The 16,386-nt window shown below is 64.5% G+C and carries 11 protein-coding genes; 6 read left to right on the forward strand and 5 right to left on the reverse strand.

Going from position 1 to position 16,386, the window contains the following annotated elements:
* Positions 1–2 precede the first annotated feature (2 nt).
* From aroKB to CNX70_RS03505, 5 genes are all read left to right on the forward strand, one after another.
* Positions 3–1,622, forward strand: coding sequence for a bifunctional shikimate kinase/3-dehydroquinate synthase AroKB (aroKB, locus tag CNX70_RS03485; protein ID WP_096233467.1), 1,620 nt, complete (start codon positions 3–5; stop codon positions 1,620–1,622).
* A 2-nt stretch (positions 1,623–1,624) separates the two neighbouring features.
* The gene (locus CNX70_RS03490) at positions 1,625–2,761 is read left to right on the forward strand and encodes a deoxyguanosinetriphosphate triphosphohydrolase (RefSeq protein ID WP_096238256.1); all 1,137 of its coding nucleotides are present in this window, start codon (positions 1,625–1,627) and stop codon (positions 2,759–2,761) included.
* 145 nt (positions 2,762–2,906) lie between these two features.
* Positions 2,907–3,617, forward strand: a complete 711-nt coding sequence (dsrO, locus tag CNX70_RS03495; RefSeq protein ID WP_071079747.1) for a sulfate reduction electron transfer complex DsrMKJOP subunit DsrO — start codon at positions 2,907–2,909, stop codon at positions 3,615–3,617.
* Between the two features lie 3 nt (positions 3,618–3,620).
* On the forward strand, positions 3,621–4,733 hold the full coding sequence (gene nrfD, locus CNX70_RS03500; protein WP_096233469.1) for an NrfD/PsrC family molybdoenzyme membrane anchor subunit: 1,113 nt from the start codon (positions 3,621–3,623) through the stop codon (positions 4,731–4,733).
* 10 nt (positions 4,734–4,743) lie between these two features.
* Positions 4,744–7,965 (forward strand): molybdopterin dinucleotide binding domain-containing protein, encoded by a 3,222-nt coding sequence (locus CNX70_RS03505; RefSeq protein ID WP_096233471.1) that lies wholly within the window; start codon positions 4,744–4,746, stop codon positions 7,963–7,965.
* Here CNX70_RS03505 and CNX70_RS03510 read toward each other — a convergent pair.
* Genes CNX70_RS03510 through mutM form a run of 5 tightly spaced genes read right to left on the reverse strand, consistent with a single transcriptional unit; the run spans position 7,962 to position 14,334 of the window.
* The gene (locus CNX70_RS03510; protein ID WP_096233473.1) at positions 7,962–8,576 is read right to left on the reverse strand and encodes a response regulator transcription factor; all 615 of its coding nucleotides are present in this window, start codon (positions 8,574–8,576) and stop codon (positions 7,962–7,964) included. The genes CNX70_RS03505 and CNX70_RS03510 overlap by 4 nt on opposite strands.
* A complete protein-coding gene (locus CNX70_RS03515) occupies positions 8,573–10,378 on the reverse strand; it encodes a sensor histidine kinase (RefSeq protein ID WP_096233475.1) in 1,806 nt (601 codons plus the stop codon). The genes CNX70_RS03510 and CNX70_RS03515 overlap by 4 nt, the downstream gene beginning before the upstream one ends.
* Positions 10,378–11,541, reverse strand: coding sequence for an A/G-specific adenine glycosylase (gene mutY / locus CNX70_RS03520; protein WP_096233477.1), 1,164 nt, complete (start codon positions 11,539–11,541; stop codon positions 10,378–10,380). Before mutY ends, CNX70_RS03515 begins: the two co-directional genes overlap by 1 nt.
* Before the next feature lie 44 nt (positions 11,542–11,585).
* Positions 11,586–13,487 (reverse strand): dynamin family protein, encoded by a 1,902-nt coding sequence (locus tag CNX70_RS03525; protein WP_096233479.1) that lies wholly within the window; start codon positions 13,485–13,487, stop codon positions 11,586–11,588.
* 10 nt (positions 13,488–13,497) lie between these two features.
* Complete coding sequence (gene mutM / locus CNX70_RS03530) at positions 13,498–14,334, reverse strand: bifunctional DNA-formamidopyrimidine glycosylase/DNA-(apurinic or apyrimidinic site) lyase (protein ID WP_096233481.1); 837 nt, start codon at positions 14,332–14,334, stop codon at positions 13,498–13,500.
* Positions 14,335–14,667: 333 nt separating this feature from the next.
* Between mutM and CNX70_RS03535 the strand changes: the two genes are divergently transcribed.
* Positions 14,668–16,290, forward strand: a complete 1,623-nt coding sequence (locus tag CNX70_RS03535; protein WP_244199022.1) for a tetratricopeptide repeat protein — start codon at positions 14,668–14,670, stop codon at positions 16,288–16,290.
* The last annotated feature ends 96 nt before the right edge of the window (positions 16,291–16,386 follow it).

Genomic DNA, 16,386 nt, shown 5'->3' on the forward strand with positions numbered 1-16,386 from the left:
TCATGGGCGCAGGCAAAACCACCATCGGGCGCATTCTGGCCCGCAAGCTGGGCTTGCGCTTTGTCGATTCCGACCACGAAATCGAGGCACGCACGGGAGCGACCATCCCGTGGATCTTTGAAATCGAGGGCGAGGCCAGCTTTCGCCGGCGCGAGGCCGAGGTCATTCGCGACTTGAGCGCCCAGGAAGGCATCGTCATGGCCACCGGCGGCGGGGCCATCCTCAATGCCGACAGCCGCGCCTACCTGAAGGAACGGGGTACGGTCGTGTATCTGCGCGCCAGCGTCAGCAACATCCTGGCGCGCACCAGCCATGACAAGAATCGTCCGCTGCTGCAGACGGCCGACCCGCGCAGGAAGCTGGAAGAGCTGACGGCGCAGCGCGAGCCCCATTACATGGAAGTGGCCGACATTGTCATCGACACGGGCCGTCCTAACGTACAATCGATGGTTCAGACCATCCTGATGCAGCTGGCCAGCCTCGAATGCGAAGCTTCCCCCAACTGCGTCATTCATGCAGAGCCTTCGATGAACGAGCAATCCAAAATGTTGTTGAGCGTAGACCTCGACGAACGCAGTTACCCGATCGCCATCGGTCCCGGCTTGCTGGCCGACGCCGATGCGCTGCTGCGCCATATCAGCGGCCACAAGGTGGCCATCGTCACCAATACCACCGTCGCGCCGCTGTACCTGGGCCGCCTGCAGGCAGCGCTGGCCAGCGATGGCCGCGAAGTGATCTGCATCGTCCTGCCGGACGGCGAAGAATATAAAAACTGGGCCAGCCTGATGCAGATCTTCGACGCGCTGCTGGCCAACAAATGCGACCGCAAGACCACCCTGGTGGCGCTGGGCGGCGGCGTGATCGGCGACCTGACCGGCTATGCGGCGGCCAGCTACATGCGCGGCATCGGCTTCGTGCAGGTGCCCACCACCTTGCTGGCGCAGGTCGATTCCTCCGTCGGCGGCAAGACGGGCATCAACCACCCGCTGGGCAAGAACATGATCGGCGCCTTCTACCAGCCGCGCGCCGTGATCGCCGACACCTCGACCCTGGAAACCCTGCCGGCGCGCGAACTGTCGGCCGGCCTGGCCGAAGTGATCAAGCATGGCGCCATCATCGATGCGGCGTTTTTCGACTGGATCGAGGCGAACATGGCCAAGCTGATGGCGCGCGACAAGGGCGCTCTGGCCTACGCCATCGCTCGTTCCTGTGAAATCAAGGCCGACGTGGTGCGCCAGGACGAGCGCGAAGGCGGCTTGCGCGCCATCCTGAACTTCGGCCACACCTTCGGCCACGCCATCGAGGCGGGCCTGGGCTACGGCCACTGGCTGCACGGCGAAGCCGTCGGCTGCGGCATGGTGATGGCGGCCGACCTGTCCTGCCGCATGGGGTATATCGACCAGGCGGCCGTGGAGCGCTTGCGCAAACTCGTCGCCGCTGCCGGCTTGCCCGTCAAGGCGCCCGACCTCGGTGTCGAGCGCTGGCTGGAACTGATGGAAGTGGACAAGAAGAACGAGGGCGGTGCCATCAAGTTCATCCTGTTGAAACCCCTGGGCAGCCCGTGCATCACGTCGGCGCCGCATGAACTGGTGCTGGCCACCCTGGCCGCCGGAGTGGCTTGATCATGATGCCCGAAGACTTCCTCGCTCCCTATGCGGCCCATTCGGCACAGGGGCAGGGACGTCGCTTTGCCGAGGCGGCGCACGCCTCACGCAGCCAGTTCCAGCGCGACCGCGACCGCATCATCCATTCCTCGGCCTTCCGCCGCCTCGAATACAAGACCCAGGTGTTCCTCAATCACGAGGGAGACCTGTTTCGCACGCGACTGACGCACAGCCTGGAAGTGGCGCAGGTGGGCCGCTCCATCGCGCGCAACCTGCGCCTGAATGAAGATCTGGTGGAAGCCATCGCCCTGGCGCATGACCTGGGCCATACGCCATTCGGCCACGTGGGCCAGGACGTGCTCAATGAATGCATGCAGGCGCACGGCGGCTTCGAGCACAACCTGCAAAGCCTGCGCGTGGTCGATACGCTGGAAGAGCACTACGGCGCCTTTGACGGCTTGAACCTGATGTTCGAGACGCGCGAAGGCATATTGAAACACTGCTCGCTGGCGCATGCGCGCGAACTGGGGCCCGTGGCCCAGCGCTTCATCGACCGCACGCAACCGACGCTGGAAGCGCAGCTGACCAATCTGGCCGATGAAATCGCCTACAACAGCCACGATATCGACGATGGCCTGCGTTCGGGCCTGATCACCATCAAACAGCTGGAAGAGGTGGAATTCTTCGGCCGCTTGTGGCGCGAGGTGCAGCAGGCGTTCCCAGGCCTGTCGGGCCGGCGCGCCATCTATGAAACCCTGCGCCGATTGATCACGGCCCTGGCCGACGATTTGATCGTCACGTCGAATACCTTGATTCTTGATGCGGCACCGCGCGATGTGAACGAAGTACGTGCCAGTGCCCCGCTGATCCGTTTTTCGGACGCCATGCGCCGTGACGCGACGGACCTGAAACGCTTTTTAAGAGCAAACCTGTACCGCCATTACCAGGTCAACCGCATGCGGGTCAAGGCGAGCCGCATCGTGCGCGAACTGTACGACAGCTTCATGGCCGAACCGGCCCTGCTGCCGCCCGACTATCAGGTCAATGGCGATGATGTGACCAAGCAGGCGCGCAAGATCGCCGACTACATCGCCGGCATGACGGACCGCTACGCGATCCGCGAGCACCGCCGGCTGTATTCGCTCGACGAACTGTAGGCGCGATACCCTCATTTCCCCTCCCTGTCAATTGGCATGATCATCTAGGCCCCCACCCGATCACCCCAATATCCGTACGGCAACTTCTTTTCTATCATGGCAGCAAGTCAACAAGGGCTTGCCGCCCATAGTCAAGGAGAGTGTCATGATTGAATCGCGCCGCAGTTTTTTGCGCGCCTTGCCAGCCGTTACCATCGGCGCGGCCATCGCGCCGCTGCCCGGCAAGGCTGCAACGAAGGGCGAGGGCGGGCAGCGCTGGGCGATGGTGGTCGATGTGCAGAAGTGCATCGGCTGCCAGGCGTGCACGGTCTCCTGCATCATGGAAAACGCCGTACCGGAAAACAGCTTCCGCACCGTCGTCTCGACCTATGAAGTCAAGGAAGAGAACCGCTGCGGCACTTACATGCTGCCGCGCCTGTGCAACCACTGCGCCAATCCTCCCTGCATTCCCGTCTGTCCCGTGGGCGCCACCTTCCAGCGCAAGGATGGCGTTGTCGTCGTCGATGGCGACCGCTGCGTGGGCTGCGCCTACTGCGTGCAAGCCTGTCCGTACGACGCGCGCTTCATCAACCACGAAACGGGCAAGGCCGACAAATGCACATTCTGCGCGCACCGCGTCGACGAAGGCTTGCTGCCGGCCTGCGTGGAAACCTGCGTCGGCGGCGCGCGCATCTTCGGCGACCTGAATGACCCTGAAAGCATGGTGCACCAGCTGCTCACCGAGAACAAGGTGAAAGTGCTCAAGCCCGAACAGGGTACCCAGCCCCACGTGTTCTACCTGGGATTGGACACGCGCTTCGCCGGCCACGTCGAGGGCGAAGCGACACTTTGGCAACCGAGCAAACACGGGAAATAAACCATGGACAGCCACATCACCGAAATTGTCAACGTCACACGCGAAGCGGCATGGCTGCCGTGGGCGGTGCAGTATTTTTTTCTCATCGGCCTCAGTTACGGCAGTTTCATGCTGACCTTGCCGTACTTCGTCTTTGGCCGCAAGGCGTATGAACGCCTGGGGCGCATCGCGCTGCTGGCGTCCCTCGTGTGCGGCATGACGGCGCCTGTGGCGCTGCTGGCCGACCTGCACGGGCCGGGCCGCTTCTATCACTTCTATATTTACTTCCAGCCGCAGTCGTGGATGTCGTGGGGCGCGTTCTTCATTCCCCTGTATCTGGGCTGCCTGATGCTGTACGCATGGCTGGCGCTGCGCGTGGACTTCGCCACGCGGGGGCAGGGCCAGGACCGTCTGGCCTTCCTGTACCGCCTGGCCGGGCGCGGTGGCGCCGCCTCCCTGCGGGCCATCCGTATCGCCGCCGCCTTCACCTTGCTCGCCGCATTTGTCGTGGGCCTGTACACGGGCATGGAAGTGATGGTGGTGCGCGCCCGTCCGCTGTGGTTCACGCCTTTCCTGCCGGCGCAATTTGCCGCCACGGCCTTTGTCGGAGCTGTTGGCCTGGCGTTGCTGTTCAACCGCTTCCTGCCGGGCCGCGAGCAGGCCCTGGAAGTATCGCTGAACCGCGCGCTGGCCCTGTCGCTGTCGCTGGTGCTGGCGCTGGGCGGCGGCTGGCTGTTCGTCAGTCTCTCCGGCGTGAGCGCCAGCCACAGCATGGCGTTTACCCAGGTGGCGGGCATGCCGCAATGGCAGTTCACGGCTGTCTGGGCCGTGCTGTCGTCCATCGTGCCAATGGCGCTGGCCATCTGGCGCCCGGCCACGAGTGGCCTGGTGAATGGCCTGATCGCGCTGCATAGCGCCTGGATGATGCGCTGGACGATTTTTATCGGTGGCCAGACGATCCCGAAAACGGGCGCGGGCCTGTACGACTACCACCTGCCGATGGGGAACGACGGCTTGCTGGGGATCATCGGCACGGCCGGCCTGTGGATCGCGCTGCTGTTGCTGATGCTGGAATTTTTGCCATGGGCGGGACGCGTCGTCGCTGCACGCAGCCGTCCTGCCATGGCCACGCACTGAGGAGTCAAAAATGAACGACCACACAAATAACGACGACCGCAACGACGTCCCTGAAGATGAAAACGAAAAGCGCCGAAAGCTGCTGCGCTACGGCGCCATCGGCGGCGGCCTGGCCGCCTTTGCCGCCAGCTTTTCCACCACGGCCGGCCGCATGGTCGACCATGCGCTGGGCAAGGACAAACCCGTACAGCGCTTGCACGGCAATTCCCTGCCGCCCGAGTTTTCCGTCGACACGGCAACGGGCAAGCTGACCGTCAATCCCGACCAGCAGGTCAGCTACACCATGTGCATGGGCTGCACCACGTTTTGCGGCGTGCGCGTGCGCCTGGATAAAAAAAGCGGCAAGGTGCTGCGCGTGGCGGGCAATCCCTACAGCCCCATGTCGGCCGACCCGGCGCTGCCTTACCAGACCTCGATACGCGACAGTTTTGTGTCGCTCTCGCGCTTCCAGGAAAAGGGGCTGAAAGGCCGCTCGACCGCTTGCGGCCGCGGCAATGGCGTGCTGGAACAGATGGAGTCGCCGTTCCGCGTGCTGGCGCCCATGAAGCGCGTGGGACCGCGCGGCGGCGGCCAGTGGGAACCGATCGCTTTTGATCAACTGGTGAAGGAAGTGACGGAAGGCGGCGACCTGTTTGGCGAAGGCCACGTGCAGGGGCTGCGCGCCTTGCGCCAGCTGGAAAAGCCGATCGATCCGGCGCAGCCGGAGCTGGGCCCGCAAGTCAACCAGGTGGGCCTGATGTGCAGCACGGACGACGGCCGCCTGGCGTTTGGCACGCGCTTTTTCAAGCAGTCGTACGGCAGCTTGAACCTGGTCAACCATGGTTCGTATTGCGGCGGCGCGTATCGCAGCGGCTCGGGCGCCATGTTCGGCGACATGAAGAAAATGCCGCATGCAAAAGTGGACCTGGAAAACACGGAATTCTGCATTTTTGTCGGCACGGCGCCGGGCAATGCGGGCAACCCATTCAAGCGCCAGGGCACCCTGATCGCCAAGGCTCGTTCCGGCAAGCGCGAGTTCAGCTACGTCGTCGTCGACCCCGTGCTGACGAACGCAGACAGCCTGGCCGCGGGCGACCGCAGCCGCTGGGTACCGATCAAGCCGGGCACGGATGGCGCGCTGGCCATGGCGATGATACGCTGGATCATCGAGCAGGAACGCTATGACCGCAACTTCCTCGCGCAGCCGAACCTGAAGGTGGCGGAAGCGGCGGGCGAGGCCGCCTGGTGCAATGCCACGCATTTGATCATCAACGAAAAGGGCCATCCGCGCGATGGCCGCTATCTGCGCGCGTCGGACATCGGCGCGGTGGAACTGGCGGAAGAAGAGCGCTACAAGGACGGCGACGCCTTCTGCGTGATCGACGCCGCCACGCAAGCGATCGTGCCGCACAATGCCGCCAAGGGCGAGGGTCGCTTGTTCTTCGACGGTCCGCTGGAGGTGGCGGGCGCGCCGCTGCACCTGAAGACGGCCATGACGATGTTGAACGAAGAAGCGCAGCGCCACAGCATGGATGAATACGCAGCTGCCTGCGGCATCGGGCGCGACATCATCGAAGGCCTGGCGCAGGAACTCACCAGCCATGGCAAGCGCGCCGCCGTCAATGCGCATGGCGGCATGATGTCGGGCGCGGGTTTTTATAACGCCTATGCGCTGGTCATGCTCAATACACTGATCGGCAACTTGAACCGCAAGGGCGGCACGCTGGTCAATGGCGGCAGCTTCAAGGATGCGGGGCCTGGGCCGCGCTATAACCTCGAGAGTTTCGACGGCGAGATCAAGGCGACGGGCATGCCGATCGGGCGCAATGTGCCCTATGAAAAAACCTCGGAATTCAAGCTGAAGAAGGAAGCGGGCAAGGCGTATCCGGCCAGGGCGCCGTGGTATCCGAACGCGCCCGCGTTGGCGACCGAGTGGCTCACCAGCGCCATGAACGGCTATCCGTACACCTTGAAGGCGCTGATCCTGTGGAGCTGCAATCCTGTCTACGGCATCACGGGCTTGCGCGCGCAGATCGGCAAGGAGCTGGCCGATCCGAAGAAGATTCCCCTGATCGTCGCCATCGACCCCTTCATCAATGAAAGCTCGGCGTTTGCCGACTACCTGCTGCCCGATACCTTGCTGTATGAAAGCTGGGGCTGGGCCGGCGCCTGGGGCGGCATGCCCGTCAAAATGAGCACGGCGCGCTGGCCCGTGGTCGAACCGCGCGTGCAGAAAACGCCGGATGGCCAGACCATCTGCATGGAATCGTTCTTCATCGCGCTGGCCAAAACGATGGCCTTGCCGGGCTTCGGCCCGGAGGCCTTGCAGGACATGGATGGCCAGCGCTTCCCCTTGCTGCGCGCGGAAGACTGGTATCTGCGCGGCGGCGCCAACATCGCCTGGCAGGGCAAGACGGCCGTGCCGGAGGCGAGCGACGACGACATCGAACTGTCCGGCGTGGCGCGCATCCGCCCCGAACTGGAGCGCACCCTGAAGCCGGAAGAGTGGCGCAAGGTGGCTTTCATGCTGGCACGCGGAGGACGCTACCAGAGCTATGGCGAGATGTTCGGCCTGCGCCTGCCGCCGCCCGCGAATGCCAAGGCGCCGGTGCCTCCCGTGCCGGTGCTTGATGAGATGCCGTATCCGCAGGACTGGTCCACGCACCGTTATCTGAAACCCATGATGCTGTACAACGAGGGCCTGGGCGTGAGCAAGAACAGCTTGAGCGGCAAACGCTTCCCCGGTACGCCCGCCTGGAGAGTGGCGGCGTTTGCCGACGGCACGCCCGTGCGCAAGGCGTATCCGGCCAGCGAGTGGCCATTCGAGTTGATCAGTTTTAAATCGGCGCTGCAGAACTCTTACAGCATCGGCGCACGGCGCTTGCGCGGCATCCATCCTGACAACCCGGTTGCCGTGCATCCCGACGATGCGGCGCGTTTGAAACTGGAAAATGGCGATGAAATTGTTCTGGAAACGCCGGGCGGCAGGGCCAGGGCCACGGTGATGCTGCGCCATGGGGTGCAGCGCGGCGTGATCGCCATTGAACATGGCTTTGGCCACAAGGAGCATGGCGCGCGCGCCCACCGCATCGGCAAGTCGCGTCAGCCCGACGAGCCGGCCATCGGCGCGGGCATCAACCTGAACGATCTGGGATTGACGGATCCGAGCCGCGGCGACAAGAACGTGTTTGTCGATCCTGTTTCTGGCACGTCGGTGCGGCAGGGACTGCCGGCGCGCATCGTGCGGGCTTAAATCTGTCCACCTGCCATCAGCAGCCGGGCTACCTCGGCTGCTGAGTGCAGGCCCAGTTTTTCCATCGTGTTATGGCGGTGTACCTGCACCGTCTTGTCGCTGATGCCCAGCTCGCGGGCGATGACTTTCGAGGCTTTGCCTTCGGCCATCAGCAGCGCCACTTCGCGCTCGCGCGCGGTGAGCCTGGCCAGCGCCGACTGCGCCGTATTCGCGCTGGCGGCGTTGCGGCTCTCATCCACGCTGCGGGCCACGGCGCGCGAGACGGCGTCCAGCAGCACCTGGTCCTTGCACGGCTTTTCCAGAAAATCGCAGGCGCCGGCCTTCATCGTCTGCACGGCCATGGCCAGGTCGCCGTGGCCGCTGAGGAAAATCACGGGTAGCGCTATCGCATGGCGCGCCAGCTCCTGTTGCAGTTCCAGTCCGCTCATCAAAGGCATGCGCACGTCGAGCAGCAAGCAACCGGGCGCATGGCCATCATAGCGCTGCAGGAAGTCGCGCGCCGATTCAAACGTCGCCACTTGCCAGCCGGCCGAATCGAACAGATAGGCCAGCGAGCGGCGCATGGCGGCGTCGTCGTCGACGACAAAGATGATCGCATCGCTTTCGTTCATGGTGTTTCCTCTTGGTTTTCCTTGTGCGCTTCCATGCCGCTATCTTCGGGCAGGCGGAACCAGACCGTCAAGCCTGGCGCATCGGTGTTGGCATGCGCCGACAGGCTGCCGCCGAACGATTCGATGATGCTTTTGCTGAGCGACATGCCCAGGCCCAGGCCTTCGGCCTTGGTGGTAAAAAAGGGTTCGAACAGGCGCGCCATCTGCGCCGCCTGCAGGCCGCAACCGGCGTCGCGCACGGCCACCGTGCAGGCGCCGTTTTCGCGGTGCAGCAGTACGCCGATGGGGTGCCCCGGATTGTCGTTTTCCACCTGCGCATCGAGCGCATTCTTGAGCAAATTGAGCAGCACCTGCTGCACTTGCTGCGGATCGGCCAGCACGCGCGCGTCAGGACTGGCCGTGTCGTGGCGCCAATCGATCCGCGCTTGCGGATGGGCCGCGCGGAACAGCGATACCGCCTGCTCCACGGCGTCGGCCAGGGCGAAGGGCGTGCTGTGCGCGGGACGCTTTTGCGCCATCGCGCGGATGTGCCGGATGATGGCGCCCGCGCGTTCGCTTTGCGTGGCGATTTCCTGCGCGCCGTCGAGCAGTGGTGCCGCATCGAGCCGGCCCGCCGCGATGCGGCGCGCCATGCCGCGCGCGAAATTGCCGATGGCCGCCAGCGGCTGGTTCAATTCGTGCGCAATGGCGCTGGCCATCTCGCCCAGGATGGCCAGGCGCGCCGTGTGGTCGAGCGTGGCCTGGCGCTGGCGCGCCTGTTCTTCCAGCGCGCGCTGCTGGTGCTGGGCGGCGCGCAATTGCTCCGTGCGCCGGCTGACCAGGTATTCCACGCGCACCGTATGCACGGCCCAGGCCACCAGCAAGGCCAGCACCAGCAGCATCCAGCCCCAGTAGCGGCGCAGGGCCGTCTCGAACGTCAGCTTGTCCAGGTAGGCGTAGGGGCCGATGCGCAGCTCGCGGAACAGTTCATCGACGATCTGGTAATCGCTGGGCACCGTCCAGCTGTAACCTTCATCGGTACGCGGCATGGCCAGCAGGGCCTGCGCCACTTTTTTCGCCAGCGCCGGCGGCGTCTGGCGCAGGGCCACGAAGGGCCAGTCCGGATACAGCCGCGACGAGCTGGCGCAGCGAAAACCGGGAATCGGGCGCGTGGTGATCACGCGCAGTTCATCTGCCTGTACCTCCTTGCGCGCCACCATCTGTTCCAGCAGACAGGTGCGCACGATGCCGGCATCCATGCGTCCCGCCCGCACGGCTTCGACGATCTGCTGCGAGGGAAAGCCGCTGTAGCGCAGGCTGGCGAAATCATGTGTGGGATCGATGCCCGCTTCGCGCAGTTCGCGCGCGGCGATCTGGTAGCCGCCAAAGGCGTCGGGCGCCACCGCCATCACGTTCTTGCCCGCCAGGTCGGCCAGGTCATGCAGCGGCGACGCGCTGCGCACGACGATGGCCGAACCGATGGCCTGGCGCGGCGAGTCCGTCCACGGCGATTCAATCGTGGCGATGCGGCTGGCGCCGTCGCTGTGTTCCAGCGCCACGTAATGGCCGCTGCTGGTGATGGCGAAGGCGATCGCTTGCGAGTGCACGGCGCGCGTCAGGCCCGCCTGGTCGTAGTCGGCCAATGTAAAACGGATGCCGGGGATGCTGGCGTGCAGGTGGCGCGTCACGTACGACCAGTCCTGCTGCACGGCGTCGCCGCCCTTGTAGGCGAGTACACCGATGCGTACCTCCGGCAGCGCGTCAGCCGCTTGCGCGTCGTGCAAACACAGCGCCATCAGCGCGAACAGTAAAAAACGTCGCACTAGAACATGCTGCGCTGCGCCGCACGCGCATCGCCGAACAGTTCCAGCAGCAGTTTCTTGATGGGCGCGGGCAGCGGCGCGTCGGCGATTTTCGTGCCGTCGTACCAGACGTGGGTGGCTTCCCCTGCCAGCGCCAGGCGGCGCGCCAGGGTGATGCGGCAGGGGACGATGTGCAGCTTGTAGTGGGTGAAGACATGCACGATGGGCAGCAAGCGCTCCTGCGTCTCGATCTCGCCGAACGGCGCCACGGCGCGTGCCAGTACCTGCTGGTCTATCTCTCGCGGCGAGTCTGCATCGGCCAGCATATGGCCATCGAGTTCGGGCAGCGACAGCAAGCCGCCCCAGATGCCCGAGCCCGGGCGCTGCTCCAGCAGCACCTGGCCGTTGTCGATGACGAGCAGCATGACAGCGTGCTTTTCCGGGCTGGTTTTCTTCGGCTTGCGTACAGGCAGATCCTTGGTGCGGCCGGTGGCGTAAGCCACGCAGCGTGGTTGCAGCGGACAGCGGCCGCAATCGGGGCTGCTGCGCGTGCACAGCGTGGCGCCAAAGTCCATCAGTCCCTGCGTGTAGGCTTCGATACCGGTTTCAGGCAGCAGCGCCTCGGCGCGGCGCCACATGGCTTCCTCGACCCGTTTCTCGCCGGGATAGGCGTCGATGCCGAAGGTGCGCGCAAACACGCGCTTGACGTTGCCGTCCATGATGGCCGCGCGCGTGCCGCTGGAAAACGCGGAGATGGCGGCCGCCGTCGAGCGGCCGATGCCGGGCAGGTCGGCCAGCAGGGCCGGGTCGCTGGGAAAGACGCCATCGTATTCGGCCACCACGCGCTGCGCGCATTTGTGCAGGTTGCGTGCCCGCGTGTAGTAACCCAGGCCGCTCCATTGCGCCATCACGTCTTCCACCGGTGCTGCCGCCAAATCGCGCAGGGTGGGGAAGCGTTCAAGGAAGCGCGCATAGTAGCCGAGTACTGCGGTGACCTGCGTTTGCTGCAGCATGATTTCGGACAGCCAGATCAGGTAGGCGTCGCGCGTGTTTTGCCACGGCAGCGCGTGGCGGCCATGCTGCTTTTGCCAGGCGATGACGGTGGCGGAAAAAGTCGGGTCGGCGTAATCTTCAAAATGTGCCGCGCCCGTGGCGGGCGAGAGCGGATGCAGCAGACGTTTCATGCGGGATTCCAGTGTTCTGTTGTTTGATGGTGCTGATGTTGCGTTCAGCTTGCGCTGGCCGCGCGCAAGGCGGCCAGCAATTGCGCCAGCTGCGCCTTGTCGCGTTCGAGCGCCGCCAGGCTGGCCTCGAAGCCGGCGATTTTCTGTTCCAGGCTGCCGGTGGCGTCGTGGATGCGCTGGATCGAGGCAAAGCGCAGTTTCAGCTGTTCCTTGTACTCGACGATCTGCGCTTCGAGGGGCGCCATGATGACTTTCAGCCAGGCGCTGGCGTCGTCATTGGCGTTGGTGAAACTGCGGCGCACGCGCGAGGCGATGGTGTCGAAGAATTTTTCCATCAGCACGACGCGGCTGGTGGTGAGCAGGGTCGCCGTGCCGAACTGCTTGTGATACACGGCTTCGATGTCGGCGATTTCCTGGCGGTAGCGGGCCAGCGAAAACGGCATCGGCGCGGCCAGTGCCAGGCCGTGTTCGGAGGCGAATTTGCGGTACATCACGTTCATCATTTCCGTGATCTCGGCCGTCTTGCCTTCCGAACGGTCCAGGTTACTGGCGATGCGCTCGAAATACTGGCGCACGGCCTCGCGCAGGCCCGTGAAAAAGCGGCTGCGCTGCATGGCCGCGCGCACGCCATCGATATCGTCGCGCACGATGTCCATGCCCAGGCTCGTATACAGCTCCGTCGACAGCCGGGTAAACACGGCGCGCGTCGCTTGCAGCTTGAACAGGCTGCTGTCGAATTCCTTCTTCTCGATATCGATGCGCCGCATCATGTGGGCGATCACGCTCTGGTTCTTGCCGCGCATGCTATGCAGCTCGTGCAGCTGCTCGGCGATGCCGCGCGCGCGGGCCGCCGCCTGCACCTGCTGCGCCGCTTCGATGGCGTCCAGGTCAAACGCCAGCTGGCGCCGAATGATGTCCTTGCGCGCGGGGATCAGCTCCTCGAACAGGGCCGTCTCCAGCGCCTGCAGGCGGCTTTTTTCCAGCAGCGCCGCATCGTGGTTGATCTTGCCCACCAGGGCCTTTTGCGCCGAGACGGGAAACACCTGGCCAGCGTCCAGCGTCAGGAGGTGCGCCACGCTGGCCTGCTGGCGCTCGATGGCCTGCGCCACTTCCAGGTCGCCGCGCAATTCGTCCCACATGCTGTCGATTTTGTTGAGCACCACCAGGCGTCCGGCGCCGGCGCCGATATGGTTGCGCCATACCTCGATGTCGCTGCGCGTGACGCCCGTGTCGGCCGCTAAAATAAACAGCACCGCATGCGCATTCGGGATCAGGTTCAGGGTCAGTTCCGGTTCCGTGCCGATGGCGTTCAGACCCGGCGTATCGAGGATGACGAGGCCCTGTTTCAGCAGCGGATGGGGGAAGTTGATGATGGCGTGGCGCCACATCGAGATTTCCACCTGGCCGTCTTCGTCGAGCATGGCGGGAGCGTCCGCGTCGTCGGCGTCGTACAGGCCGTAGCGCGCCGCTTCTTCCACGCTGACTGTTTTCGTCAGGCTGACCTGGCGGATGGCTTCCTGCATGTCGTCGCCCGCATCGATGTTCAGGGGCAGGACGGTCCAGGCGGCGGGCAGGTCGCGGTAGTCGCTGGTCGACAGGTTCTGCGCGCGCGTCTCGATGGGCAGCAGCCGGATCGATGGCGGCCAGGCCGCGTCGTACAGCAGCTCGGTGGGGCACATGGTGGTGCGGCCCGCGCCCGAGGGCAGGATGCGCTGGCCATAGCCGGCAAAGAAGATGGCGTTGATCAGCTCGGATTTGCCGCGTGAGAATTCCGCCACGAAGGCGACGGATAAACGGTCATCGAGCAGGCGGGAGCCACAGCGCGCCAGGCGCAGCGCGGAGGCGCCGTCGACCAGGCCCGCCGCGCTGGCGGCTTGCCGGTATGCCTGCAAGGCGGCCTGTACGTCCTGCCGCCATGCGCTGTATTGTTCCAAATCTCTGACCATCAGGCCCCCTTTACTTTTGACAGTTCACGCAGTAAAACGTGGAACGCTGTCCCTGCACGATCTGGCGGATAGTCGCGCCGCACACGCGGCATGGCTTGCCCGCGCGGTTGTACGTGAAATACGTCTGCTGGAAGTAGCCGGACTGGCCGTTCACGCCGATGAAGTCGCGCAGGGTGCTGCCGCCTTGCACGATGGCTTCGGCCAGCACGTCGCGGATCGATTGCGCCAGTTTTTCATAGCGCGCCAGGCCGATGCGCCGGGCTGGCGTCTTCGGGTTGATCCCCGCGCGAAACAGGCTTTCGGAACAATAGATATTGCCCACGCCGACGACGATGTCGCCCGCCATCAGTACCTGCTTGATATTGGTGCCCTTGTTGCGTGTTTTTTCGAACAGCAGCTGGCCCGTGAAGCCGCCTTCCAGCGGTTCCGTGCCCAGGCCGCGCAGCAGCGCATGGCCATCGAGCGGGCCGTCGGCCTCGTCGTGCCATAGCACGGCGCCGAAGCGGCGCGGGTCCGTCATGCGCAGCACCTGGCTGCCGCCGTCCGCGTCTTCCACGACGAGGTCGAAATGGTCGTGCTTTTGCGCCTCCGTCCCCGTCGGCAGCACGCGCAAATGGCCCGACATGCCCAGGTGGATGATCAGGGTGCCGTGGCGGAAGTGGATCAGCAGGTATTTGCCGCGCCGTCCCGTCAGGCCGATGGTTTGCCCCGACAATTGTTCGCCCAGGGCCGGGGGGAAGGGCCAGCGCAGGCCGTCGCGGCGCAGCACGACGGCGCGCACGGCGCGGCCCTCAATGTGGGGCGCGACACCGCGCCGTGTGACTTCGACTTCTGGCAATTCTGGCATAGGGCTCGAATGGTTGAAAACCGGGTAAAAACAGGCGGGTTGCCGGCCGATGGCTGGTCCGGGCTGGCTACTCCGGCACGACGTATATATTTCGTTACATACGTGAAGTACGCGATAGCCGTGTTGGGCGTAGAATCAAACTTTGCCGTTTAGCCAGGATCCGCCTTTGAAAAACGCTTTCGCCATTGTAACCTTGTCTGCCCTGATGGCCACGCATGCCATGGCACAGACGCCTGTCGCCCCGCCGATGCGGCGGCCAGCCACTCTGCGGCCGCGCCCGCCGCGCCGCAGGAGCCGGACGCCACCTCCAAGGAGGGGCCCGGCGGCGGCGAGTTGCCGAAGGTCGAATTGACCAGCGACTTGCTGTACAAGCTGACCCGCGCTGAAATGGAATTCAAGAGTGGCCAGTGGCAAGGGCCGTACGTGACGATGATGGTGGCGGCGCAGCAGACGCGCGACCCGCGCCTGGCGCGCCGCGCTTCGGAAATGGCGCTGGCCGCCAAGCAGGGTGGCGAAGCGCTGGCAGCCATCCGCCTGTGGCGCGAGCTGGCGCCCGATTCGGACGAGGCGACGCAGTTCTTCCTCGGCTTTGTCGTGTTGACGGACAAGATCGAAGAAGCGGAACCGATTTTCGCCGAGCGCCTGGCCAATGCGCCGGCGGGCGCGCGCGGCGTGGCCCTGTTCCAGATGCAGCAGATTTTGTCGCGCTCGAATGACAAGCTGTATGCCTATTCGATGGTGACGCGCCTGGCGCAGCCCTACCTGGACATGTTCGAAGCGCACCTGGTGCTGGCGCAGGGCGCCCTGTCGATTGGCGAGCGTGAACGCGCCATCGGCGAAGCGAACAAGGCGCTGGCCATCAAGCCGAACTCCGAGCTGGCCGTGCTGACCCTGGCGCAGGTGACGGGCGAGTCCGAGGCGGCGGGCAAGGTGCTGGCCACTTTCCTGCAAAAGAATCCGGACGCCGTCGAAGTGCGCGGTGCATATGCGCGCCTGCTGGTCGAACAAAAACAGCTGGAGCCAGCGCGCGACCAATTCCTGCTGCTGCTGAAAAGCGCGCCTGATAACGTGGGCGCCCTGTATGCGCTGGGTATCGTGGCGCTGCAGCTGGAAGATAGCAAGGGCGCGGAGCAGTACTTCAAGCGCTTCCTCGCCGTGCTTGAAAAATCCCCTGGCGACACGCGCGATCCGTTCAAGGCCCTGATGATTTTGTCGCAGATCGCCGAGACGCGCGGCGACACGGCCGGCGCCATCGCCTGGCTGGACAAGGTCGACAATAGCGCATCAAGCGGTTATGTCGAGGCGCGTTTGCGCCGCGCCCAGTTGATCGCCCGTGGCGGCAATCTCGATGCGGCGCGCAAGGCGCTGACGGAAATCGAAACGGACGATCCGGCAAGCCAGGCGCAGGTGCTGCTGGTCGATGCGCAATTCCTGCGCGACGCCGGCTATGTGCAAAGCGCCTACACGGTGCTGGAAAACGCCTTGCTGCGCTTCCCCGACAATCCGGAACTGCTGTATGACTACGCCTTGCTGGCCGAGCGCCTGGATAAACTCGATCTGATGGAAGCGAGCCTGCGCCGCGTGATGGCGCTGGCGCCCGACAATCAGCATGCGTATAACGCCCTGGGCTACTCGCTGGCCGAGCGGGGTATCCGCTTGCCGGAAGCCCATGCGCTGATCGAAAAAGCCTTGCAGATGGCGCCGGGCGACCCGTTCATCATGGACAGCATGGGCTGGGTGCAGTTCCGCATGGGTAACCTGGCCGCAGCGGAAAACGCCTTGCGCCGCGCCTATGCCGTGCGCAGCGATCCGGAAATCGCCGTCCACCTGGGCGAAGTGCTGTGGCAGAAGGGCGACAAGGATGAAGCGCAAAAACTGTGGCGCGAAGCGCGCAGCAAGGACCCGAAAAACGATGCGCTGAAAAGTACCTTGGCGCGACTGAATGTCAGTTTGTGATTATTGAACCCAAGGACAAATGCTGGGGTCAGACCCGATGGGGGAAGACGTTCCAATGGAACGCCTTCCGATCCCGCAGGGACTGACCCCCGGATT

Origin of the sequence: Janthinobacterium svalbardense (assembly GCF_002327145.1) — a bacterium.
Classification (GTDB): domain Bacteria; phylum Pseudomonadota; class Gammaproteobacteria; order Burkholderiales; family Burkholderiaceae_D; genus Janthinobacterium; species Janthinobacterium tructae.

Coding starts and splice junctions, on each gene's coding strand:
- aroKB (WP_096233467.1), top strand. CDS start 3: ATGGGCGCAGGCAAAACCACCATCGGGCGCATTCTGGCCCGCAAGCTG.
- CNX70_RS03490 (WP_096238256.1), top strand. CDS start 1,625: ATGATGCCCGAAGACTTCCTCGCTCCCTATGCGGCCCATTCGGCACAG.
- dsrO (WP_071079747.1), top strand. CDS start 2,907: ATGATTGAATCGCGCCGCAGTTTTTTGCGCGCCTTGCCAGCCGTTACC.
- nrfD (WP_096233469.1), top strand. CDS start 3,621: ATGGACAGCCACATCACCGAAATTGTCAACGTCACACGCGAAGCGGCA.
- CNX70_RS03505 (WP_096233471.1), top strand. CDS start 4,744: ATGAACGACCACACAAATAACGACGACCGCAACGACGTCCCTGAAGAT.
- CNX70_RS03510 (WP_096233473.1), bottom strand. CDS start 8,576: ATGAACGAAAGCGATGCGATCATCTTTGTCGTCGACGACGACGCCGCC.
- mutY (WP_096233477.1), bottom strand. CDS start 11,541: ATGAAACGTCTGCTGCATCCGCTCTCGCCCGCCACGGGCGCGGCACAT.
- CNX70_RS03525 (WP_096233479.1), bottom strand. CDS start 13,487: ATGGTCAGAGATTTGGAACAATACAGCGCATGGCGGCAGGACGTACAG.
- mutM (WP_096233481.1), bottom strand. CDS start 14,334: ATGCCAGAATTGCCAGAAGTCGAAGTCACACGGCGCGGTGTCGCGCCC.